16 protein-coding genes and 2 pseudogenes are annotated in these 21,112 nt (G+C 45.1%); 7 read left to right on the top strand and 11 right to left on the bottom strand.

Going from position 1 to position 21,112, the window contains the following annotated elements; translation table 11 throughout:
• Positions 1-113 (top strand): annotated as a pseudogene (locus tag ACO1B7_RS14765) (XRE family transcriptional regulator); the annotation flags it as partial.
• Positions 114-317: 204 nt separating this feature from the next.
• Here the strand turns inward: ACO1B7_RS14765 and ACO1B7_RS14760 are convergent.
• From ACO1B7_RS14760 to ACO1B7_RS14750, 3 genes are all read right to left on the bottom strand, one after another.
• Positions 318-1,766 carry an NAD-dependent succinate-semialdehyde dehydrogenase gene (locus ACO1B7_RS14760; protein ID WP_129717363.1) on the bottom strand — a complete coding sequence of 483 codons (1,449 nt, stop codon included), beginning with the start codon at positions 1,764-1,766 and terminating at the stop codon, positions 318-320.
• A 16-nt stretch (positions 1,767-1,782) separates the two neighbouring features.
• Positions 1,783-3,045: a 4-aminobutyrate--2-oxoglutarate transaminase gene (gabT, locus tag ACO1B7_RS14755; protein WP_044110443.1), complete on the bottom strand. Its 1,263-nt coding sequence runs from the start codon at positions 3,043-3,045 to the stop codon at positions 1,783-1,785.
• Between the two features lie 348 nt (positions 3,046-3,393).
• Positions 3,394-4,665 carry a Glu/Leu/Phe/Val family dehydrogenase gene (locus tag ACO1B7_RS14750; protein WP_180038875.1) on the bottom strand — a complete coding sequence of 424 codons (1,272 nt, stop codon included), beginning with the start codon at positions 4,663-4,665 and terminating at the stop codon, positions 3,394-3,396.
• A gap of 328 nt (positions 4,666-4,993) precedes the next feature.
• Between ACO1B7_RS14750 and pdxR the strand changes: the two genes are divergently transcribed.
• The 4 genes from pdxR (at position 4,994) to ACO1B7_RS14730 (ending at position 9,947) form a co-directional block, all read left to right on the top strand.
• Positions 4,994-6,496, top strand: coding sequence for a MocR-like pyridoxine biosynthesis transcription factor PdxR (gene pdxR, locus ACO1B7_RS14745; RefSeq protein WP_423090296.1), 1,503 nt, complete (start codon positions 4,994-4,996; stop codon positions 6,494-6,496).
• A gap of 417 nt (positions 6,497-6,913) precedes the next feature.
• The gene (locus ACO1B7_RS14740; RefSeq protein ID WP_180038846.1) at positions 6,914-8,368 is read left to right on the top strand and encodes an amino acid permease; all 1,455 of its coding nucleotides are present in this window, start codon (positions 6,914-6,916) and stop codon (positions 8,366-8,368) included.
• Between the two features lie 367 nt (positions 8,369-8,735).
• Entirely contained in the window at positions 8,736-9,605 is an 870-nt protein-coding gene (locus ACO1B7_RS14735) for an SDR family oxidoreductase (protein WP_138742733.1), read from the top strand.
• 171 nt (positions 9,606-9,776) lie between these two features.
• A complete protein-coding gene (locus ACO1B7_RS14730; RefSeq protein WP_423090295.1) occupies positions 9,777-9,947 on the top strand; it encodes a hypothetical protein in 171 nt (56 codons plus the stop codon).
• An 82-nt stretch (positions 9,948-10,029) separates the two neighbouring features.
• Here the strand turns inward: ACO1B7_RS14730 and ACO1B7_RS14725 are convergent, their stop codons facing one another.
• From ACO1B7_RS14725 to ACO1B7_RS14700, 6 genes are all read right to left on the bottom strand, one after another.
• Positions 10,030-11,091, bottom strand: a complete 1,062-nt coding sequence (locus tag ACO1B7_RS14725) for an enoyl-CoA hydratase/isomerase family protein (protein WP_216986018.1) — start codon at positions 11,089-11,091, stop codon at positions 10,030-10,032.
• Positions 11,092-11,111: 20 nt separating this feature from the next.
• Positions 11,112-11,885 carry an enoyl-CoA hydratase gene (locus ACO1B7_RS14720; protein ID WP_216986019.1) on the bottom strand — a complete coding sequence of 258 codons (774 nt, stop codon included), beginning with the start codon at positions 11,883-11,885 and terminating at the stop codon, positions 11,112-11,114.
• A gap of 19 nt (positions 11,886-11,904) precedes the next feature.
• Positions 11,905-13,032, bottom strand: a complete 1,128-nt coding sequence (locus tag ACO1B7_RS14715) for an acyl-CoA dehydrogenase family protein (RefSeq protein ID WP_216986020.1) — start codon at positions 13,030-13,032, stop codon at positions 11,905-11,907.
• 58 nt (positions 13,033-13,090) lie between these two features.
• Entirely contained in the window at positions 13,091-14,740 is a 1,650-nt protein-coding gene (locus ACO1B7_RS14710) for an AMP-binding protein (RefSeq protein WP_216986021.1), read from the bottom strand.
• 86 nt (positions 14,741-14,826) lie between these two features.
• Entirely contained in the window at positions 14,827-15,717 is an 891-nt protein-coding gene (gene mmsB / locus ACO1B7_RS14705) for a 3-hydroxyisobutyrate dehydrogenase (RefSeq protein ID WP_216986022.1), read from the bottom strand.
• Between the two features lie 11 nt (positions 15,718-15,728).
• Entirely contained in the window at positions 15,729-17,258 is a 1,530-nt protein-coding gene (locus tag ACO1B7_RS14700; protein WP_216986023.1) for a CoA-acylating methylmalonate-semialdehyde dehydrogenase, read from the bottom strand.
• A 177-nt stretch (positions 17,259-17,435) separates the two neighbouring features.
• Here ACO1B7_RS14700 and ACO1B7_RS14695 point away from each other — a divergent pair, with 177 nt between their 5' ends.
• Positions 17,436-18,320, top strand: a complete 885-nt coding sequence (locus ACO1B7_RS14695; protein ID WP_004280289.1) for a LysR family transcriptional regulator — start codon at positions 17,436-17,438, stop codon at positions 18,318-18,320.
• Positions 18,321-18,491: 171 nt separating this feature from the next.
• The gene (locus tag ACO1B7_RS14690; RefSeq protein WP_423090294.1) at positions 18,492-19,169 is read left to right on the top strand and encodes a type 1 glutamine amidotransferase domain-containing protein; all 678 of its coding nucleotides are present in this window, start codon (positions 18,492-18,494) and stop codon (positions 19,167-19,169) included.
• A 48-nt stretch (positions 19,170-19,217) separates the two neighbouring features.
• On the opposite strand, the gene ACO1B7_RS14685 is transcribed toward ACO1B7_RS14690, so the two are convergent.
• The gene (locus ACO1B7_RS14685; protein WP_005262138.1) at positions 19,218-20,099 is read right to left on the bottom strand and encodes an IS982-like element ISAba9 family transposase; all 882 of its coding nucleotides are present in this window, start codon (positions 20,097-20,099) and stop codon (positions 19,218-19,220) included.
• A gap of 160 nt (positions 20,100-20,259) precedes the next feature.
• A pseudogene (locus ACO1B7_RS14680) lies at positions 20,260-21,110 on the bottom strand (AMP-binding protein); the annotation flags it as partial.
• Between the last annotated feature and the right edge of the window lie 2 nt (positions 21,111-21,112).

The following is a 21,112-nucleotide window of genomic DNA, read 5'->3' as shown; positions in this document are numbered from 1 at the left end:
CTCCCCAGACTCTACAGAAAATGGAACAACCTGAAGGAAATCCAACACTCAAGTCTATGCAGAAATTACTGGATGCTTTTGGTTTAAAGTTAGAAATCAGGGTTAAATCCTGATGAGAAGCTGATGCTTTAATTGATATTTGCGGGAATTTTAGAGAAGAAGAATGGTTTAACAACTGAAAATATGCCCTGCTCCAATCTGTCTGTTAAATCCTTGCTCTATCACAGGAATCCCGGTTTAAATTAAACGCGGGATTCACTGGAGGCTGATATTTTCTTATCAGTTTTTTAATGAATACGTTTACTTTTTAAACGTCATTATGAAGAAATATCAACACAGAGATATTTCATTTCAAGATATTCATCCATACCGAATTTGGACCCTTCACGGCCTAATCCTGATTGCTTGACTCCACCAAATGGCGCAACCTCATTAGAGATAGCTCCGGTATTGATTCCCACCATACCGTATTCTAAGGCTTCGCCTACACGCCACTGACGTGCTGTACTTTGGCTAAATACATAGGTGGCCAGACCGAATTCCGTATCGTTCGCCATCTGAATTGCTTCTTCTTCAGTCTTGAAGCGGAATAACGGCGCCAACGGTCCAAAAGTTTCTTCTTTTGCAATACGCATCTGTTGGGTGACTTCAGTCAGAAGCGTTGGTTCGAAGAATGTACCGCCCAGATTTGAGCGCTGTCCACCGGTTTTCACCTGTGCGCCTTTGCTCACTGCATCTGCAATATGTGATTGCACTTTTTCAATCGCAGCCTCATCAATTAATGGACCTTGGGTAGAAGCTTCATCCCGGCCATCCCCGACTTTCAGCTTGGCAACAGCAGCCACCAGTTTTTCTACCAGTGCATCATAAATGCCATCTTGTACATAAATCCGGTTCGCACAAACACAGGTCTGCCCACTGTTCCGGAATTTACTGGCCATGATGCCCTGTACCGCCTGTTCAAGATTGGCGTCATCAAAGACCAGAACCGGTGCATTGCCACCAAGTTCTAAAGACAGTTTTTTGATGGTCGGTGCACATTGCTGCATCAGGATACGGCCGACTTGAGTCGAACCGGTAAAGCTTAACTTTTTCACAGTTTCGCTTTCACATAAGACCTGACCCACTGCAACCGCATCACCACTAACATGCAGCAATACATCTTGTGGCAAACCTGCGCGCAAGGCCAAAACTTCAAGCGCATAGGCGGTTAAAGGTGTTTGTTCAGCCGGTTTAACCAGCATGGAACAGCCAGCAGCCAGAGCTGGCGCGGCTTTACGGGTAATCATCGCCGCCGGGAAATTCCATGGCGTGATCGCAGCTGTTACCCCAATCGCCTGTTTAACGACCAATAAACGCTGATGGGCAAGCGTTGGTGTCAACACGTCACCATCAATACGGCGCGCCTGCTCGGCAAACCAGCGGATAAAGGAAGCGGCATAACCAATTTCACCACGCGCCTCAGCCAGTGGCTTACCCTGTTCAGCAGTCAGAATCTGAGCCAAAGATTCTTTATGTTCCTGCATCAGATTGAACCAGGCCCAAAGCACATCCGCACGTTCGAGGGCTGTCTTGGTTTTCCAGGCTTTTTGGGCTTGCTGAGAACGAGCTATCAGCTGTTCTACAGATGTCCGGTCATGGGATTTTACCCAGGCCAAAGTGGCTTGGGTTGCTGCATCTTTGACTTCAATATATTCATCCGTGGCAGGCTGATCGAAGCTGATATCAGGATGCTGTAATAAATCTCTATATTGCGCTTGAAGCATGATCATTACTCTTTTATTAGGCTGCGACAGACAGTGCAAACCCTTGTTTCAAGATAGCCAATCCCGCACGGAACTGTTCTGCCGGAATCGTGAGCGGGTATAGGAAACGGATTACATTACCATAACGACCGCAGGTCAGGATTAACAGACCATTTTGCATGGCATGGTTTTGTACAGCTTTTGCCTGTTCCGCAGTTTCAAGCTCAACCGCCACCATTGAGCCCAGTGCACGAATATCTTTGACCATGCTAGATGACATTTTCAGTTCATGTAAAACATCAACCAGTTCTGCGCCTAGATCATTCGCTCTTTCACAAAGACCTTCTTCTTCAATGATATCCAGTACCGCATGGGCAGCCGCAACAGCAACCGGGTTACCGGCATAAGTACCGCCCAATCCACCTGGATTTGGTGCATCCATGACTTCAGCACGACCTACAACGCCTGAGATCGGGAAACCGCCGCCTAGACTCTTGGCCATTGTAATCAGGTCTGCCTTGGTCTCATAATAATCCATCGCAAACAGTTTACCTGTACGCGCAAAACCAGACTGTACTTCATCAGCAATCAGTAAAATGCCGTTTTGATCGCATAATACACGCAAGCGTTTCAGGAATTCTGCTGGCACCACATTAAAACCGCCTTCGCCTTGTACAGGTTCAAGCACAATTGCTGCTACGTCATGCGCAGCAATATCTTCTGCGAAAATGTCTTCAATGCTTTGAATTGCATCATCAACACTAATGCCTTTGGATTCCACCGGATAACGGGCATGGAAAACACCACCAGGCATCACCCCAAAGTCGCGTTTATAAGGTGCAGTTTTACCGGTCATGGCCATCGTCATAAATGAGCGACCATGGAAACCATTGCCAAAAGTCACGATGCCATGACGGCCAGTATGGGCACGGGCAATTTTAACTGCATTTTCGACAGCTTCAGCACCAGTCGAAAAGAATGAGGTTTTTGCAGCACCTTGAATTGGAGCGCGTGCATTGATACGTTCTGCCAGAGCAACGTAACTCTCGTATGGTACAACCTGATAAGCCGTATGGGTAAATTTGGTTAATTGTTCAGTGACCGCAGCAATAATTTTAGGGTGACGATGGCCGGTATTCAGTACGGCGATCCCGCCCGCAAAGTCGATATATTGATTGCCTTCTGCATCCCAGATGGTCGAGTTTTCTGCTTTCTCTGCGTACCATTGACACATGACCCCAACACCACGTGGTGTTGCCTGCTGTTTACGTGCATTCAGTGCTGAGTGTTTACTGTCCATTTTGTATCCTCATTCTTGATTCATACGTTGTAAATTTTGCTATCCGGATCTTGGGATAGAAATTTGCCAAAGACTGGCTGATGTTGTTCATTTTGCGCTTTTACGCGTATGAGACGAGAGCCATTATTGAGTAATTCAAAGGAGCCAATTGATCTATTTAAAACGAGTAAAATAGTCAAAATATAAAATTATTTTATTTATAAACAATTATTTATATTTATAATGAAAATTGGCTCCTTTTTAAATAAAGAAGCCAATTTAAAAACCCATTGCAAAAATTTACGATGGGTCATCATGGATTAAATCTAGTCGTTTTTATGGATTAATTCATCTTGCAAAAAACTTCGCTTAACCCGGATAGATGCCGCGTTCCTGGCGTGCCATTAAAATACGTTCACAAGCCAGAATATAAGCGGCTGTACGCAAAGAACATCCGGCCTGAACTGCTTTTTGCCATACATCCTGTACCGCATTTTTCATACTGGCATCCATACGCTGGTTAATCTCTTCCTCAGTCCAGAAATAGCTGGCCAAATCCTGAACCCATTCAAAATAGCTGACCGTCACGCCACCCGCATTGCAGATCACGTCTGGCACCACCGTAATATGACGCTCACTCAGAATTTCATCCGCTTCAGTCAAAGTGGGACCATTGGCACCTTCCAGAATCATTTTGGCCTGAATATTTTGCGCGACCTGAGTATTAATCACACCTTCCAGTGCTGCCGGAATAAAAACTTCGGCAGGAATGCTCCAAAAAGCTGATGCAGAAATTTCATCACTGGCAGAAAATCCCTGAATTTTATGGTGGGCATTGGAGTATTCAAGCAGCTTTTTAATATCAATCCCCTCTTCTTGATACAGGGTGGCGGAATGGTCCTGAACACAGATCACTTTGCTGCCATTTTCCTGGAAAAGCAGCGCAGCTTCACTCCCGACATTACCGAAACCCTGTACACAGACCCGAGCATTTTTTAAATCCAGACCGATTTGCTGGGCAACTTCACGGCCGCTAATAAACACACCACGGCCTGTGGCTTTACTACGGCCTAAAGAACCCCCTAAATGCACCGGCTTTCCGGTCACTACACCAGTAATCGTAGAACCTGCATTCATGGAAAAGGTGTCCATCATCCAGGCCATGATTTGCGGATTGGTTCCTACATCCGGTGCCGGAATATCTTTTTGCGGTCCAATAATTAAATTGATTTCTGCCGTATAACGTCGGGTCAAGCGTTCCAGTTCGCGTTTGGAAAGCTGGCTCGGATCGACTCGCACACCGCCTTTGGCTCCACCAAAAGGTAAATTTAGAGCAGCACATTTGATTGTCATCCAGGCTGACAGAGCCATCACCTCATCCAAATTGACATCTGGATGAAAACGCACACCGCCTTTGCCCGGACCGCGGGTTAAATTGTGCTGAACACGATAGCCTTCAAAATGCTGAACCGTACCATCATCCATAATGACCGGGACATCGACAATCAAACTGCGCTTTGGGCGTCGCAGCATGTCCAGTCGTTCACTCAGCTCACCCAGATAAGGCGCTACTTTATCCAGTTGCTTAAGATAATTGTTCCAGGCCGTTGTACCTTGCTCGGTATAGGTCAATCCTTTCATCATCATGTTCATTCTATGATCCTTTTGTTATATGCAGTCGTATGTCCTGGCGGCTGCAACACATCTCTATTCGGCTGTTATGGCAATCATTGCTTGATTCAGGTCTTAGTTCAGCGCGCTCCAAACAAAATCAGTGTCTAGATTTTCCGCTTTAGTTTTAATCGGTATCTGTGTATATTGCCTGCCCGCCTGTATGCTCGCATTCAAGCCGCAGGTACATGATCAAAACGCATACAAGACACTTTACAATGACTGCCTGATCAGACTATTTTGCACCTAGCAATACCGCTCTCACGAGAGCCATTTCAAATTTGTAGGAGAGAGCCAATTGCGTAGCTTGCTTGGAGATTATTTACTGCAGCGATTGCAGCAAGATGTCACAGGAACATTACAGATGCGCCTGTTCCGCTGCTTGCGTAACGCGATTATTGATAGCGTATTGGCTCCCAAAACCCGCTTGCCTGCATCACGTGATTTGGCTAAAGAGATTCAGGTATCGCGTAATACGGTGTTAAATGCCTATGAACAATTACAGGCACAGGGTTATGTTGATGCCCGTACCGGTCAAGGTACCTGGGTAGTAGAGAAATTATCCGAATCCTTTTTGGTGAAGGCAGAACAGAATTCTCCTGCCGTTGCAGAAAAAAAAGCACAGCAAAATTATAATCTGTCGCAACGCGGTTCTTACTTGCTCGGCTATTCCGCGGCTTCGCCTTATCAATGGGGAGCCTTTGTACCGGGCGCACCCGATGTAACCGAATTTCCGCATCATATTTTCAGCAAAATCCAAACGCGTTTGAGCCGTGAACCTCAAGTTAACAACCTGATTTACAGCAATGCCGGTGGCTCCCTAGAACTGCGTCAGGAGCTGGCAGAATATCTGAAAATTGCCCGTTCAGTGCAGTGCGATGCTGATCAGATCATTATTACCGAAGGCACCCATCAGGCGATTGATTTGGTCTCGCGTACTTTAAGCGACATAGGCGATGAGGTCTGGATCGAAGATCCAGCCTATTGGGGCGCGCGTAATATTTTACGAATTAATGGCGTCAATCTACGTTCCTTACCGGTGGATCAGGAAGGGATTATTCCCGATCTGCATCCCAAGAAACCACCTAAACTGATTTTTGTGACGCCGTCGCATCAGTATCCTTTGGGCTCACATTTAAGTTTAGAACGGCGCAAACAGTTAATTGCACTGGCACGCCAGCACAATAGCTGGATTGTTGAAGATGATTATGACAGCGAGTTCAGGTTCTCGGGCCAGCCCTATCCTTCTTTACAAGGTTTAGAGCCGGATTCTCCGGTGATTTATATGGGGACGTTCAGTAAGACGATTTATCCGGCCCTGCGTATTGGCTATTTAGTGGTACCAAAACAGCTCTTTTCTTCATTGCGAATTGTAGCTTCGGAACTTTATCGTGGTGGTCACTTAATCGATCAGCAAACACTCGCTGAATTTATCCGTGAAGGACATTATGAAGCGCATATCCGACGAATGCGTTTATTGTATGGCAAACGCCACGCTTTTTTAATTGACCTGATTCGCCGACATTTAGGTGAAGATTTTCTGCATGAATACAATACCGCCGCCGGTTTGCATCTGATTTTAAAATTGCCCAGCAGCAGTGATGATGTCTTGATTGCATCCAAAGCGCTTGAACTGGGAATCAAGGTCAGAGCCTTATCGCAATACTATACCAAACATTATTCCACCCGGCAGAAAGGATTATTACTGGGCTTTGCCTGTGTGAGTGAACAGGAAATTCTGGTGGCTTTCGGGATATTGTTAAAGTGCTTGCGCGAGCATGGGATCCGCACTTTAACTTAGTAAAAACTCAGGGATCAATACAATTATATTTTTAAAATCAAAAAGCTTTTAATTTATTTTTAAAGGGAACGTAAACCTGCTTTTAGCCTGATATTTTAGGTAAGCTTTATTTTTCTGTAAATATTGCCTGCTTATATTTTTTATCTCTTAAGCCAATTGGCTCCTTTGAATTGCTCAAAAATGGCTCTCGTCACTTTACAACAAAAAAGAGAAATTAACCGCATACATGAACAGCATGTAACCGTACTTTAATCAAAGTGTGATCCTGTCTATAGGGCTACAAGGATTCATTTTATTAAGATTAACTTAATATTGGTCAAGCACTGATGAATTCGGTTACAGTTTCAAAGGATAAGATAGCGTAAGCCAAATAAGGAATTTTATTGCCGCTACGCTATTGATATTAAGGGAAATTATATGGCAGAACATCAACATTTCTCCAATTCCGAATCATCAAACGGCTTAAAAAACGGACTTAAATCACGCCATCTCACCATGATTTCAATTGCCGGCGTCATTGGTGGAGCACTCTTTGTCGGCTCCGGTAATGTCATCTATTCTGCAGGACCTGCTGCACTCATTGCCTATACTCTAGGTGGAATATTAGTTTTACTCATTATGCGTATGCTGGGAGAAATGGCGGTACTGAATCCCGACAGCGGCTCATTTTCAACCTATGCGGACCGAGGAATCGGGCGCTGGGCCGGATTTTCCATCGGCTGGTTATACTGGTCTTTCTGGACCTTGCTCATGGGCTGGGAAGCCTTTGTCGCCGGGAAAATCTTAAATAGCTGGTTTCCATTTATCCCGATCTGGGGCTATATGCTTCTGGTCACTGTAGCGCTGGTCTGGATTAACCTCCGTGACGTAAAAAACTTTGGTGAATTCGAGTTCTGGTTTGCCCTGATTAAAGTCATTGCCATTGTACTGTTTCTGGTGTTTGGTAGTTTGGCCGTGATGCACCTGTGGCCTTGGGGCGATGCCTCTATGCTCGGTGGTACAACTCATCTAACCGCTCAAGGCTTTATGCCTAATGGGTTTTCATCGGTGATCACGGCCTTATTGGGTGTAATGTTTGCTTATATGGGAGCAGAGATTGTCACCGTAGCAGCAGCTGAAACCAAAGATCCAGCCAAGGAAATTCGTAAGGCCGCTAATTCAATTGTATGGCGTATCATTTTATTCTATGTCGGTTCAATGTTGATTACGGTTTGCCTGATTCCACACAATAATCCTTTATTGAAAGATCCGACCTGGGGTACGTATAGCGTAGCGCTTACTGCACTCGGTATTCCAGAAGCACGCCATATTGTTAATTTTGTCGTGCTCACCTCGGTATGTAGCTGCTTTAACTCCGCACTTTATACCTGTTCACGCATGGTCTATTCCCTCTCCAAACGTGGAGATGCACCAAAGAGTTTCGGTTTAACCAACCGCAATAACAGCCCATGGGTAGGTGTCATCTTTTCAAGCCTGTTTTCTTTCGTGGCGATTTATCTGACTGCCACCGAAAGTATGAATATTTATGATGTCTTGATGTTAGCGACGGGTACCGTATCTTTATATGTCTATCTTGCTATTGCCATTTCTCAGCTTAAGTTACGTAAAAAACTGGAAGCTGAAGGACAAAATATTCCATTCAAGATGTGGTTATTCCCATGGCTCACTTATCTGGTCATTATCTTTATTGTCGGCGCTTTAATTACCATGATTATTGAGGGGACGTATTTTAAAGAAGTGGTTTATACCAGTGTGCTTGCATTATTTATTGTAGGCTTAGGCATCTGCGCACAAAAGTTTAACTGGGGTAAAACCTCAGTCAAAAAGGAAAAAGCAGCACAAGCCAGAATTAATTTAAGTGATAATCTTTAATTTATTTCTATAGAAATTTTTTAAATACATCAGAATGAATAAATGGAGAGTTAACAAACTCTCCATTTATTTTATATACAAGCCCAGTAAAAAAGGCCTATGTATGTCTAGATTTTAAATCTCCGTTGATACTTTACCTTTCCTAATCAAATTTCACCTTTCAAGACCACCTTAACTATTTAAGTGTAGCCAGAAGCTGTTCCATTAGCTTTTTCTGTTCTGATTGGTCAACCTGATCCGTTTCAATGAATAATTGATAAATCTCGAATACATTCTGTTATGAAATGTTGAGTCCAGCCTCATTTTGCCCAAAAGCTTCTAATATATTTTTTCTTATATGGCCACAATCATTGGAATTGGAAAAGATATGAATCATTATCCTGAAACCCCAGCTTCAACTGAAACCCAAGACCATCAACCTGGCGTGCAAACCCAAATGGACCCTGCACCGGAAATTATTAAACCGCATTATAAAGGCAGTGAAAAATTAAAAGGCAAAGTTGCCTTGATTACTGGTGGTGATAGCGGAATTGGCCGCTCTGTATCGGTCTTATTTGCCCGCGAAGGTGCAGATATCGCTATTTGCTATCTGGATGAAGATCAGGATGCACGGGACACCAAAAAAATGGTGGAAGATGAAGGCCGCCGTTGTCTGCTGATTCAATGTGATTTACAAGATCAAGATGAAATCAAGAAAATGGTGGAAAAGACCCTTCAGGAATTTAAAACGATTAATATTCTGGTCAATAATGCCGGGGTTCAATACCCGAAAGAAAGTATTACCGATATCTCGCCCGAGCAATTACTTAAAACATTTAATGTTAATATTCTGTCGATGTTCCACCTGACTCAGGCGGTGATTCCGCATATGCAAGCAGGTGACAGCATTATCAATACCACCAGTATTACCAGTTATCACGGACATGATCAGCTGATTGACTATGCCAGCACGAAAGGTGCCATCACTACATTTACCCGAAGCCTTTCCACCAATTTATTAAAAAATAAAACGGGCATTCGCGTCAATGGTGTCGCTCCGGGCCCAATCTGGACCCCACTCATTCCGAGCAGTTTTGATGAAGAACAGCTTAAAGATTTTGGTAAAAGTACCCCAATGGGCCGCATGGGCCAGCCAAGTGAAGTAGCACCGGCGTATTTATTTCTGGCCAGTGAAGAAGCCAGCTATATTTCAGGTCAGGTGATTCATGTGAATGGCGGCAGTATTATTAACGGCTAATCTGGCACAGAAGATAGCGGTTCTAGCTGACCGTTATCTTCATCTATTTAATCTTTGGATTTTCATATTTAAAAAAAATTGTTTTTATAAAATGTTTCCAACAAATACTTACCCTCGCAAAAGTAAGCTCTTGTTATAGTAATTTCAGCCAAACCTGATGAGGATATTAAGATGCTTAGAGGTGAAAAATCAGCCTATACCGATAAACAGAAACGGCAGGCCCAACATATTGAAGAAAGCGAAAAAGAACGTGGTCGTTCTGAGGAAGAAGCCGAACGTATTGCCTGGTCAACGGTCAACAAACAAGATGGTGGCGGCAAGAAAAAGAAACCGTCCCACTAAATAGAATTCATGTCGATGAAAGTATGGGACAGATACAAAGACCCTCTATAATTAAATTATAGAGGGTCTTTTACCATCAGCTTTAAGTAATATTTTCGATACGCTGCTGAGTCCATGCTGGCCAGAGCTTTTCCAGTGTTTGTTCAAATTTTGCATTTTCGGTTCGCCATTGTGGATTTTTGTCCTTATCAATAATCAGCGCACGAACCCCTTCAATAAAATCGCCCTGCTCTAACCAGACATCCTGCAAGTCCCGTTCTAGCTGCATACATTTTTCCAGCGACAAATTCTGTCCGGCTTGCTGTAACTTCAGGCTGGTCTGTTTTGCCATCACCGGACGCTGCTGCAAAATGGTCAGCATTTTATTGGCCCATTCCTGATTAGTTGCACTACTTGCATGAGCAAGGCTCTGTTCAATCTCCTCCAGGTGTTGATAGCCAAAATGCTGATTAATCAGATCTGAACGTTTTTGCAGCTCGCTTTCTACCGGATGCGTAATATAGGAACTAATGATCTTTTGAATCTCAATCGGGTTTAATACCGGTGCTGCAATCAATGCTGCTTCTAATTCAGCAAAACGCTCACTCGGCACATGATAATCCACCAGATCCAGATACAGCGCATCACTGCTACTGATTTGCTCACCAGTCAATGCCATATAGACACCGACTTCATCCAGTCGGGACAGAAAATGGGTAGCACCGACATCGGGGAAAAAACCAATCGCAGTTTCTGGCATGGCAAAACGTGATTTTTCACTCGTAACTTTGATATGACAGGCTTGAGCCAATCCAAAGCCTCCGCCCAGTACATAGCCATCCATCATCACGATCACGGCCTTTGGAAAATTACGCAAGGTGCTCAGCATCTTATATTCAGTGGCAAAAAAATCCTGATATTGGGTATTGCCGGCCTGATAGCTGTCATACAGATAGCGGATATCTCCTCCGGCACAGAACGCCTTGGGACTGTTGGAATTGATCAGAACCGCTTGTACCTGTGGTTTATGGCACCACTGATCGAGTTGTGCCTGAATGCCTTGAATCATCGGCAGGGTTAAGGCATTTAAATGGCTGGTGCGGTCCAGGCTGATGATGCCCAGACCTCCTTCTACCCAAATCGCTAAATTATTTTCATCACTCATTTTATTTTCCTATTCTTGTTTTATGGATGGGTAAATTTAGCGGGGCGTTTTTCCACAAAGGCCTGCATGCCTTCCTTTTGATCAGCACCGGCAAAAATGGAATGGAACACTCGACGTTCAAAGCGCAGGCCTTCTGCCAGGCTCACTTCAAAGGCCCGATTAATTGATTCTTTAATCATCATCACGGCAGTAAGTGACTTTTCAGCAATTTTTTCGGCAGCTTGCAGGGTTTGCTCCAGTAATTCTTCCTTAGCAAATACCCGAGCTACCAGACCACTTTGTTCCGCTTCTTGCGCCCCCATCTGCCGTGCAGTCAGGCACATTTCCATGGCTTTGGCCTTACCAATCGCCAAGGTTAAACGCTGGGTACCGCCAATGCCTGGCAACACGCCTAAAGTAACTTCGGGCAGACCAAATTTTGCATTCTCAGCGCAGTAAATAAAGTCGCACATCAATGCCAGCTCGCAACCACCACCCAAGGCATAGCCACTCACTGCGGCGATTAAAGGTTTGCGGCGCTGGGCAATCCGGTCGGCCAGACTGAAAAAATCATCTAGATAAATTTGCGGAAAATTCAGATCTGCCATTTCTTTAATATCGGCACCGGCGGCAAAGGCTTTTTCCGAACCGGCAATCACAATACAGCCAATTGCCGGATCTTTTTCCAGCTGATCCAGTGCCTGATTGACTTCAACAATCAGCTGGTTATTTAGTGCATTTAAAGCTTGCGGACGATTTAAAGTAATCAGCCCGACACCATTACGTTGTTCTAATAAAATTGTTTGCCATTGCATGAGATAAATCCTTTTAAAATTAGAGGCTGCGCGCAATCACCAGCCGCTGAATATCGCTGGTGCCTTCATAAATCTGACAAATCCGCGCATCGCGGTAAATCCGTTCAATTGGAAAATCTTTGAGATAACCGTAGCCACCAAAAATCTGCAGCGCTTTGGAACAGACACGTTCTGCCATTTCTGAAGCAAATAGCTTGGCCATGGAGGCTTCGGTTAAACAGGCTTCACCGGCTTCTTTCTTGCGTGCTGCAAAATGGACCAGTTGCCGTGCCGCTTCAATTTCAGTCGCCATACTGGCCAGCCTGAAAGAAATCGCCTGCTGTTCAAAAATCGGTTTGCCAAAGGCGACCCGATCATGCGCATAGGCCGTTGCTTCTTCTAAAGCGGCACGCGCCAAACCAACCGCCTGTGCGGCAATACCGATTCGCCCGCCTTCCAGATTTGCTAGGGCAATTTTCAGACCTTCGCCTTCGGCGCCGAGTCTTAAACTTTCATGAATGCGGACATCAGTTAGGGCAATCTGACAGGTATCCGAAGCATGCAGGCCGAGTTTTTCTTCCACCCGAATCACTTCATAGCCAGGTGTGTCGCGCGGCACTAAAAATGCACTCATGCCTTTTTTGCCCGCAGATGGGTCGGTCACGGCAAAGACAATAATCATCCCGGCATTGTGGCCTGAGGTAATGAACTGTTTGGCGCCATTCAGAATGTAGTGATCGCCGTCCTTGATCGCCCGGGTTTTAATCGCGGCAGCATCCGATCCGGTATGCGGTTCGGTTAAGGCAAAGGCACCAATCATTTCACCTTGAGCCAAAGGCTTTAAAAATTGCTGCTTTTGCTGTTCCGTGCCGAACTTGAAAATCGGCACACAACCCACCGAGTTATGTACGCTCATAATCGCGGATGTTGCACCATCGGCCGCAGCGACTTCTTCTAGGGCTAGAACATAAGCCAGCGTACCTGTGCCCGAACCGCCCCATTCTTCCGGAATCAGCATGCCTAAAAAACCCAGCTCTCCCATTTGGGCCAAGGCCTGCTTAGGAAAAATGCCTTTTTGATCCCACTCGCCGGCAAAGGGTTTAATCTGTTCCTGGGCAAAGCTTTTGGCCATATCCTGAATTAGTTTTTGCTCTTCCGTTAATTGCATCGATGCTTCCTTTAATCTCTTTATTTAATCTTCTTATTCAATTTGTTGGCTTTAGCTATTATGCGGTCTTGGCTTGCTGCTTGTTGATTTCCTGATTGCGCAGTAAAAAGCGTTGAATTTTACCGCTTGGGGTTTTCGGCAATTCGGTCACGAATTCAATCAGGCGCGGATAGGCATGTGCAGATAAACGCTTTTTCACAAATTGACCCAGCTCTTCTTCCAGATGGGTCGAAGCTGCAAAATTATTCGCCAGAATCACAAAGGCTTTAATCACTTCGGTACGCTCGGGGTCAGGTACACCAATCACCGCAGCTTCAATCACGGCATCATGTTCCAGCAAGGCACTTTCCACATCAAATGGGCCGACCCGATAGCCTGACGTTGTAATGACATCATCACTACGCCCGACAAAGCTCATACTGCCATCAGCATGGATTTCTGCGGTATCACCGGTTAAATAGTAGTGGCCGACAAAGGGAGATTTACGGCTTTCTTCATAGCCAGAGAACCACATCATCGGCGATTGGCTGATATCCACTGCCAGGATGCCCGGGATGTCAGCTGCTAATTCATGCCCCTGTTCATCGACAACGGCAATTCGGTAACCCGGGCTGGCAAAGCCTGCCGAACCTGAACGGACCGGATGTTCCAAAGCATGATGATTACACACCACCATCCCGACTTCGGTCTGGCCATAATGGTCATAAATCGGCACATCTAGCACCTCTTTAAACCAGCGGATCACTTCCGGATTTAACGGTTCTCCCGCACTGCTGACGACACGTAACTTGCCGCGCAGTTTTGCCATTTGAGCAGGATCGGCTGCCATCATCATGCGGTAAGCAGTCGGTGCACCGGCCAGATTGGTAATGCCATATTCCTTAACAATTTCGCAGACACTTTCCGCATTAAACCCACCTTCATAAAACAAGGTCGAGTGTCCAAGCATTAAGGGACCAATAATCGCGTAATACAATCCGTAGGCCCAGCCGGGATCGGCAATATTCCAGAATGCATCTTCAGGAGTTAGACCAATGGCATTTTGCATATAGCTTGCAAAAGCAATCAGTGCTTTTAAAGGGACTTTAAGAGGTTTCGCTGGTCCAGTAGTACCGGAGGTAAACATCAATAAAAAAGGATCATTAACACTCAGGATTTCCAGCTCACAAGCTTCAGCCTGACGGTTTAATACCGTCCAGAAGCTGAGGTCGTGCGGATAGCGCTCTGCCTCAATTTCGGCATGTACCGTCACAATCAGTGGACAGTTGCTGATCTCGGATAATTTCTCCCGATTCGCCAGATCAGTCACCACCAGCTTACTTTGCGCCAGCTGAATGCGATGCTCGATGGCTTTAGGCCCAAAGGCCGTAAATAACGGTTGATAGACCGCACCAATCCGCCAGGTCGCTAAAATGGTAATTATCAGCTCCGGGGTGCGCGGTAATAATCCGGAAACACGATCACCTTTACCAATGCCTTGAGACTTAAGAAAATTGGCAAACTGGCTGGAATATTTTTTGAGCTCGGCAAAGCTATATTGTTCTTTTCTGCCATCTTTACCATGCCAGTATAGGGCAATGGCATCGGAATCGGCATGACGGTCACAGCATTCATAACAGGCATTTACTGCCTGCATTGAACCGGAGAGATACTGGCTTGCAACCGTATTTAAATCAAAGTCTTGAACCGTTGTTTGATAATCTAACATGTTAAACCTCAGCCTGAATTTATCGTTATTACTGACAAGGTGTAATTATTGAAGCGAATCCTTGCTCCATCTGAATCTTTTAAGTTTTAAGCATTTGGCGTGGTGTATTGATGCATGATGCTGGAGAAGTCCAGATGGGCATCTCCTTCCTGACAGAGCTGTTGATAGAGTTTTTGTACCATGCTGCCGAGTACAACCGGCTGATCCACCTGTTGCGCTGCATCGACCGCCAAACCTAAATCTTTGAGCATCAATTGTGCGGCAAAACCGTCGGTATAACCCCGCGATGACGGTGCATTGGCACAAATATCGGGCCATGGATTATAAATTTCAGAACTCCAGCAACGTCCAGTGGAGCTGTTGATTACCCCAGCCAGCGCCTGCGGATCAATTCCCAGTTTGGCTCCGAGTGCCATTCCTTCTGCAACGGCAGTCATGGAAATGCCCAGAATCAGGTTATTACAGATTTTTGCCACCTGTCCTGTTCCCACCGCACCACAATGCACCAGATTTTTACCCATACAGCCGAGAACAGGTTTAACGGCCTCAAAGGTGGCATCATCTGCACCGACCATAAAGGTTAAAGTGCCATCTTTGGCACCTAAAGTACCGCCGGATACCGGTGCATCACAGACGCGAATCTGCTTGGCCTGCGCTGCTGCAGCAACCTCCTGAATGGTTTGCGGATCAATGGTGCTGCTGTCGATACATAAGCTGCCCGCTTGAAGCACCTCCAGAATACCGTGTTCACCTAAATAGACTTCACGCACATGCTTGGCTGCAGGCAACATGCTGACCACGATCTCCGCCTGCTTCGCGGCAGCCTGTGGACTGTCGCAGACCACACCGCCAGCTTCTGCAAAATGCTGTATAGCCACTGCACTTAAGTCATAACCAAAAACCTGATGACCGGACTTGAGCAGATTTTGCGCCATGGAGCCGCCCATGTTGCCTAAACCGATAAATGCAATCTTCATGCTGATGCTCCTTAACGCAGACTGATTGTGGTATTGACACCAGTGGTTTCCTGGTCATCTTCAAACCAGCGGCTGGTAATGGTTTTGGTCTGGGTATAGAACTGCACCGCCTGTTTGCCATAAGGACCGAGATCACCCAGTTTTGAACCGCGTGAACCGGTAAAACTGAAGAAAGGCACAGGTACGGGAATTGGAATGTTAATGCCCACCTGACCGATATCAATCTGGTTCTGGAAGCTACGTGCCGTATTGCCATTTTGGGTAAACAGTCCAACGCCATTACCAAACGGATTGGCATTAATCAGTGCAATCGCCTGTTCTAAAGTATCGACATGCATGATCGCCAGTACCGGACCAAATACTTCTTCTTTATAAATGCGCATATCGGTCGTGACCTGATTAAAAATCGTTGGTCCGACAAAATTACCCTGTTCATAGCCTGGAACCTGCACATCACGGCCATCGAGTAGCAGTTCGGCACCCTGTTCAACACCACTGTTAATTAAATCGATGACACGCGATTTGGCACGGGTTGAAATCACTGGTCCAACATCGGTATTCGGTTCATGCCCGGCATTTACCTTTAAGGTTTTGGTTTTATTGACCAGTTCATCGACCCAGTGCTTGGTCTCACCGACCATTACCGCCACGGAAAGTGCCATACAACGTTGACCTGCTGCGCCAAAAGCTGCACCGACCAAGGCATTTAAGGTCTGTTCTTTATTCGCATCTGGCATCACCACCACATGGTTTTTGGCGCCCATCATCGACTGCACACGCTTGCCGTGTTGGCCTGCAAGGTTATAGACATGCGTGCCGACTGCAGTCGAACCGACAAAAGAAATCGCCTTGATATCGCGATGGGTACACAGTAGATCGACCACTTCTTTGCCGCCATGTACCACATTCAGTACGCCTGCCGGCACACCTGCCTGAATCGCTAACTCAACCAGCATCATGGTCGATAGTGGATCCTGTTCAGAAGGCTTTAAGACAAAAGTATTGCCGCAGACAATCGCCATCGGGAACATCCACAGTGGAATCATCGCCGGAAAGTTAAACGGGGTAATTCCTGCACAGACACCCAAGGGTTGCTGCAAAGTATAGGTATCGACACCGCGTGCCACACCTTCAATATACTCACCCATTTGTAGTGAACCGATCGAACAGGCATGCTCCACCACTTCCAGACCGCGCTGAATATCACCTTCGGCATCGGCCAGAGTTTTCCCCTGTTCCGCCGTTAATACCTGGGCAATACTTTTTAAATTAGTACGAATCAGATCCTGCAATTTCAGCATGATGCGCATACGGGCCTGAATCGGGGTTTGGCGCCAGCTGGCAAAGGCATTTTGCGCAGCCGCAATCGCTGCATTGACTTCTTCAGCAGTGGCAAAAGGCACTTGGCCCAAAACTTCCTGAGTGGCAGGATTAACAATATCTTGCCAATGGCTGGTTTTTGATTCGACAAATTCACCATTAATGAGAAGTTTTGCGGTGGTGAATCCGGTACTTTGCTGTGGATGAGAAATGGCGTTCATGGTCGCTCCGTGCTGGTTTGTTATTGTCGTTGTATCTGCCTTTACTGGCTTTTATTTAACGTATAATTTTTACGCTGTTTCAGCAGACTAACAAAGAACACTTTGACCACCAATAGAAATTGGTGCACGATGGTTGTGCAAATATGCACAGGAATTTAACAGGATGTTAAATAAAAAATGAAAGTGGATTGGGATCATTTACGTTTCTTTTTGGTTTTAGCGCGTGCTAAAACGCTCACCAATGCAGCACGCTTGATTGGGGTTGAACACAGTACCGTGGCACGGCGGATTCAGGCCCTGGAAAATACCCTCGGTACTCAACTGTTTAAGCGCGAAGCCACCGGTTATGAACTGACCTCGGAAGGTCTGGCACTGGTACCGCGTGTGGAACAGATGGAGCAGTCCTTTATCCAGATTGACAAGCGCCACGACCCTTTGCAAGGTCGGGTCCGGATTGGTGCGCCAGAAGGTTTTGGTACGGCATTTTTAGCCCGTCTTTTGGCAGAATTTTCCCAGCATTATCCTTTGCTGACCATTGACCTGATTCCGGTACCGAAAGCGATCAAACTTTCACATCGAGAAGCCGATATTGTGATCGCGATTGACCGGCCCAAATCTGGCCCCTATATCATTACTCGTTTGTCTAACTACTGCCTGAAACTGTATGGCAGCCAGCATTATTTACAGCAAAATCCGGAAATTAAAAAACTGGAAGACCTCCAGCAGCACCGTTTTGTCGATTATATTGATGATCTCGTCTATAGCACTGCACTGTATTCGCTGGAGCGTCTTCCCTTGCAGGTCAGTGCCTGTTTTCGCAGTAATAGTATTCTGGCGCAGGAAATTGCCGTGCGTGCAGGTGCTGGACTGGCCATTTTGCCGAAATTTCTGGTCAATGATAAAAGTGAACTGAAAGAGGTGCTGGGTCAGCAGCTCAGTTTTACCCACACTTTCTGGATGCTGACGCTGGTCGATCTGCAACATGAACCAAAAATTAAACTGGTCTGGGATTTCTTGCGTAAACAAGCCGATCTTCAGCAAGACCTGTTAATGGGCAGATGAATATTGAACACACTGTTCACTTTGCAAGGCTACGTACTTTAGTTAAATCAACTGAAACAACAACGTATCGATACAGCAAATGAACGTATCACAACATTCCTGACGCTCATGACTTGTTAAATTAACAGTCGATCATTCGCGATGTTTTTTAATGAGCTACAGGAAAATAATATGAAAATCTTGATGATACTGACTTCACATGACCAGCTGGGCGATACTGGCAAAAAAACTGGCTTCTGGTTGGAAGAGCTAGCTGCGCCTTATTACACCTTTGTCGATGCAGGCGCAGAGGTAGTTTTGGCTTCTCCTGCAGGTGGTCAGCCACCATTAGATCCAAAAAGTAATGAGCCGGATGCGCAAACCGAAACCACCAAACGCTTTGAAGCAGATGAGGTGGCCATGCAGGCTCTTGCCAATACACATAAGTGGAGTGAAGTCTTAAATCAGGATTTTGATGCCGTGTTCTATCCGGGTGGTCACGGTCCATTATGGGATCTAGCCAAAGACCAGAATTCTATTTCTTTAATTGAGCAGACTTTACAGGCAGATAAACCTGTTGCGCTGGTCTGTCATGCACCGGGTGTACTTCGTGAAGTCAAAGATGCCGAAGGTCATTCGATTGTAGAAGGCAAGACAGTCACCGGTTTTACTAATACCGAAGAAGACGGCGTAGGCCTAACCGATGTTGTCCCATTTCTAGTGGAAGACATGCTGAAAGAAAAAGGCGGGAAATATTCCAAAGCTGAGGATTGGCAGGTGCATGTACAGCAAGATGGTTTACTGATTACCGGGCAAAATCCGGCCTCTTCTGCTGCAACCGCAGAAGCTTTATTAAAATTATTAAAATAGAAGTTAATCTAAAATTCGTATTAATCTTTTAGATCACTTACGCCAATCTCAACTTAAAATAAGATTTTCGAATTGAATTGGTGAATGACCAAGCTTTTTATTTAGCACCACACAAATTGTATGCGACAGAATTTTACGAGTTATGCGGTGGGTTAAATGCCATAGATCTTTTGCCCTCACTTTCTGAATGTGAAAGCGATCTGTTAATTGACCAATCACTGTTTCAATCTTTCTTCTGGCTTTCATCAGTATTTGCAGTGTCTCTTTAGGTCTGAAATCTATCATGTTTTTTCTAAAGGGTGTTTGTAAATCAATACCCTGATATTCATAATATCGTTTCAATTCTGGTCTTAAATAGCCCTTATCTGCTCCCAGTAAACCGTAAATATCATTCGTAATTTCAGGTGCAACATCTCGCTCATCACAATGAGCAGGTGCAAAGGTATAACCCGAAATCATGCCTGAAAGATTAATGACGATATGAGCTTTGAAACCATAATATTTTTCTTGTTTTGCAGCACAATAACTAAAACCTGCGTATTCTTTAAAGTTTTTATGCTTTCTAGCTCTGGTATAACTACAGACAGGGAGTGGGAAGCCATCAATAAAGTGAATGTTATCTGAACCATAACGCTGAATGAGCTGTGCCATAATGGATTGACTGACATGCCACAGGTTTGCACAATGTTTACAGAAATTGGGATAAGATCCTAATTTTGGAAAACATTCTAACCAATTGTTTTTGAAATACATCCAAATATTTTTGTCTGTATCTAAACCAAGAAATTCACCTACTATTTGCATAGTGATGATTTCTGCATCAGTAACAGCAGGCGGAAAACCACGAGTTCTCAGGGGCTGAGTAACAACAATGGGATAAAGTTCTTCTATGATTACATAGACAAAAATGATAAATTCTTCAATGGACATAACTTTGCTTTAATTTCTTGGTGGAAACTAAAATAGGGTTATGTCCTTTTTATTTCAATCACTTAAAAAGTTGAGATTGGGGTATCACTTCTTTTTAAATAAGAAAACCCTGAATGATGCAAGATTATTCAGGGTTTAATTTATCTATTTATTCCCAGATTTAGTTCGCTTCAGCCGCTGTGGAGGCAATATGCTGAGCCAGTAACTCTCTGAGTTTAAATTTCTGGATTTTCCCTGATGGGGTCATCGGAATTTCATCCCAGATCTCCAAACGTTCCGGAAGATATTGCATAGCCAGATTATGAGTTTTCAGGAAATCTACCAGCTCATTAAAACTTAACGGCTTTGTCTGATCTTTCAGCTTGATGATTGCACAGGCACGCTCGCTCATTCGCTCATCTGCATAAGCCACTAAAGCTACTGTGGCGATATTCGGATGCTTATAAAGTAGTGATTCAATTTCCGCGACCGGAATATTTTCTCCACCACGAATAATCACATCCTTCTTACGTCCGCAAATCCGAATATAGCCATGCTCGTCCTGATAGGCAATATCGCCAGTATCAAACCCGCCTTCGGCATCCGTATCATTCAAATGTGGACGTTTTAAATAACCGCCAAAATTTGAACAGGTGCGGATCATCAAACGCCCGGATTCATTCACGGCTTTGGTCTGACCTTTTTTATTCACGATCTTGATTTCAACACCAGGTAAAGCGATGCCATCCGTATTGAAAGAGTGTTCATCCTCATCTTCAGGTCGGGTCAGCGTCACTGCACCACATTCGGTCATACCCAGGCTGAAATCACTTTTACTCCTAAAATATCCCGGGCTTTTTGCACCAATGGACCTGGAATGGGCGCACCTGCACACAGGAAAATTTTCAGTGAATCAACCTTGTCATGCTGTTCTGCCACGGTATTGGATAGGTCATTCAGGAATGGGGTCGAGGCCATGGTGAAATTCACCTGATGCTGATGAATCAGATCTACTGCTTTGGCTACATCCCAGC

The organism is Acinetobacter lwoffii (assembly GCF_049367455.1).
Lineage (GTDB): Bacteria > Pseudomonadota > Gammaproteobacteria > Pseudomonadales > Moraxellaceae > Acinetobacter > Acinetobacter lwoffii_W.
Note: the sequence above shows the minus strand (reverse complement) of the source record. Positions and strands in the feature narration are given on the sequence as shown.

What these genes read in the sequence shown, in the direction of transcription:
- gabT (WP_044110443.1), bottom strand. Translation starts at nt 3,045, where the DNA reads ATGGACAGTAAACACTCAGCACTGAATGCACGTAAACAGCAGGCAACA.
- ACO1B7_RS14750 (WP_180038875.1), bottom strand. Translation starts at nt 4,665, where the DNA reads ATGAAAGGATTGACCTATACCGAGCAAGGTACAACGGCCTGGAACAAT.
- ACO1B7_RS14695 (WP_004280289.1), top strand. Translation starts at nt 17,436, where the DNA reads ATGAAAGTGGATTGGGATCATTTACGTTTCTTTTTGGTTTTAGCGCGT.
- ACO1B7_RS14720 (WP_216986019.1), bottom strand. Translation starts at nt 11,885, where the DNA reads ATGCAATGGCAAACAATTTTATTAGAACAACGTAATGGTGTCGGGCTG.
- ACO1B7_RS14710 (WP_216986021.1), bottom strand. Translation starts at nt 14,740, where the DNA reads ATGTTAGATTATCAAACAACGGTTCAAGACTTTGATTTAAATACGGTT.
- mmsB (WP_216986022.1), bottom strand. Translation starts at nt 15,717, where the DNA reads ATGAAGATTGCATTTATCGGTTTAGGCAACATGGGCGGCTCCATGGCG.
- ACO1B7_RS14715 (WP_216986020.1), bottom strand. Translation starts at nt 13,032, where the DNA reads ATGCAATTAACGGAAGAGCAAAAACTAATTCAGGATATGGCCAAAAGC.
- ACO1B7_RS14690 (WP_423090294.1), top strand. Translation starts at nt 18,492, where the DNA reads ATGAAAATCTTGATGATACTGACTTCACATGACCAGCTGGGCGATACT.
- ACO1B7_RS14730 (WP_423090295.1), top strand. Translation starts at nt 9,777, where the DNA reads ATGCTTAGAGGTGAAAAATCAGCCTATACCGATAAACAGAAACGGCAG.
- ACO1B7_RS14700 (WP_216986023.1), bottom strand. Translation starts at nt 17,258, where the DNA reads ATGAACGCCATTTCTCATCCACAGCAAAGTACCGGATTCACCACCGCA.
- ACO1B7_RS14685 (WP_005262138.1), bottom strand. Translation starts at nt 20,099, where the DNA reads ATGTCCATTGAAGAATTTATCATTTTTGTCTATGTAATCATAGAAGAA.
- ACO1B7_RS14760 (WP_129717363.1), bottom strand. Translation starts at nt 1,766, where the DNA reads ATGCTTCAAGCGCAATATAGAGATTTATTACAGCATCCTGATATCAGC.
- ACO1B7_RS14740 (WP_180038846.1), top strand. Translation starts at nt 6,914, where the DNA reads ATGGCAGAACATCAACATTTCTCCAATTCCGAATCATCAAACGGCTTA.
- ACO1B7_RS14735 (WP_138742733.1), top strand. Translation starts at nt 8,736, where the DNA reads ATGAATCATTATCCTGAAACCCCAGCTTCAACTGAAACCCAAGACCAT.
- ACO1B7_RS14725 (WP_216986018.1), bottom strand. Translation starts at nt 11,091, where the DNA reads ATGAGTGATGAAAATAATTTAGCGATTTGGGTAGAAGGAGGTCTGGGC.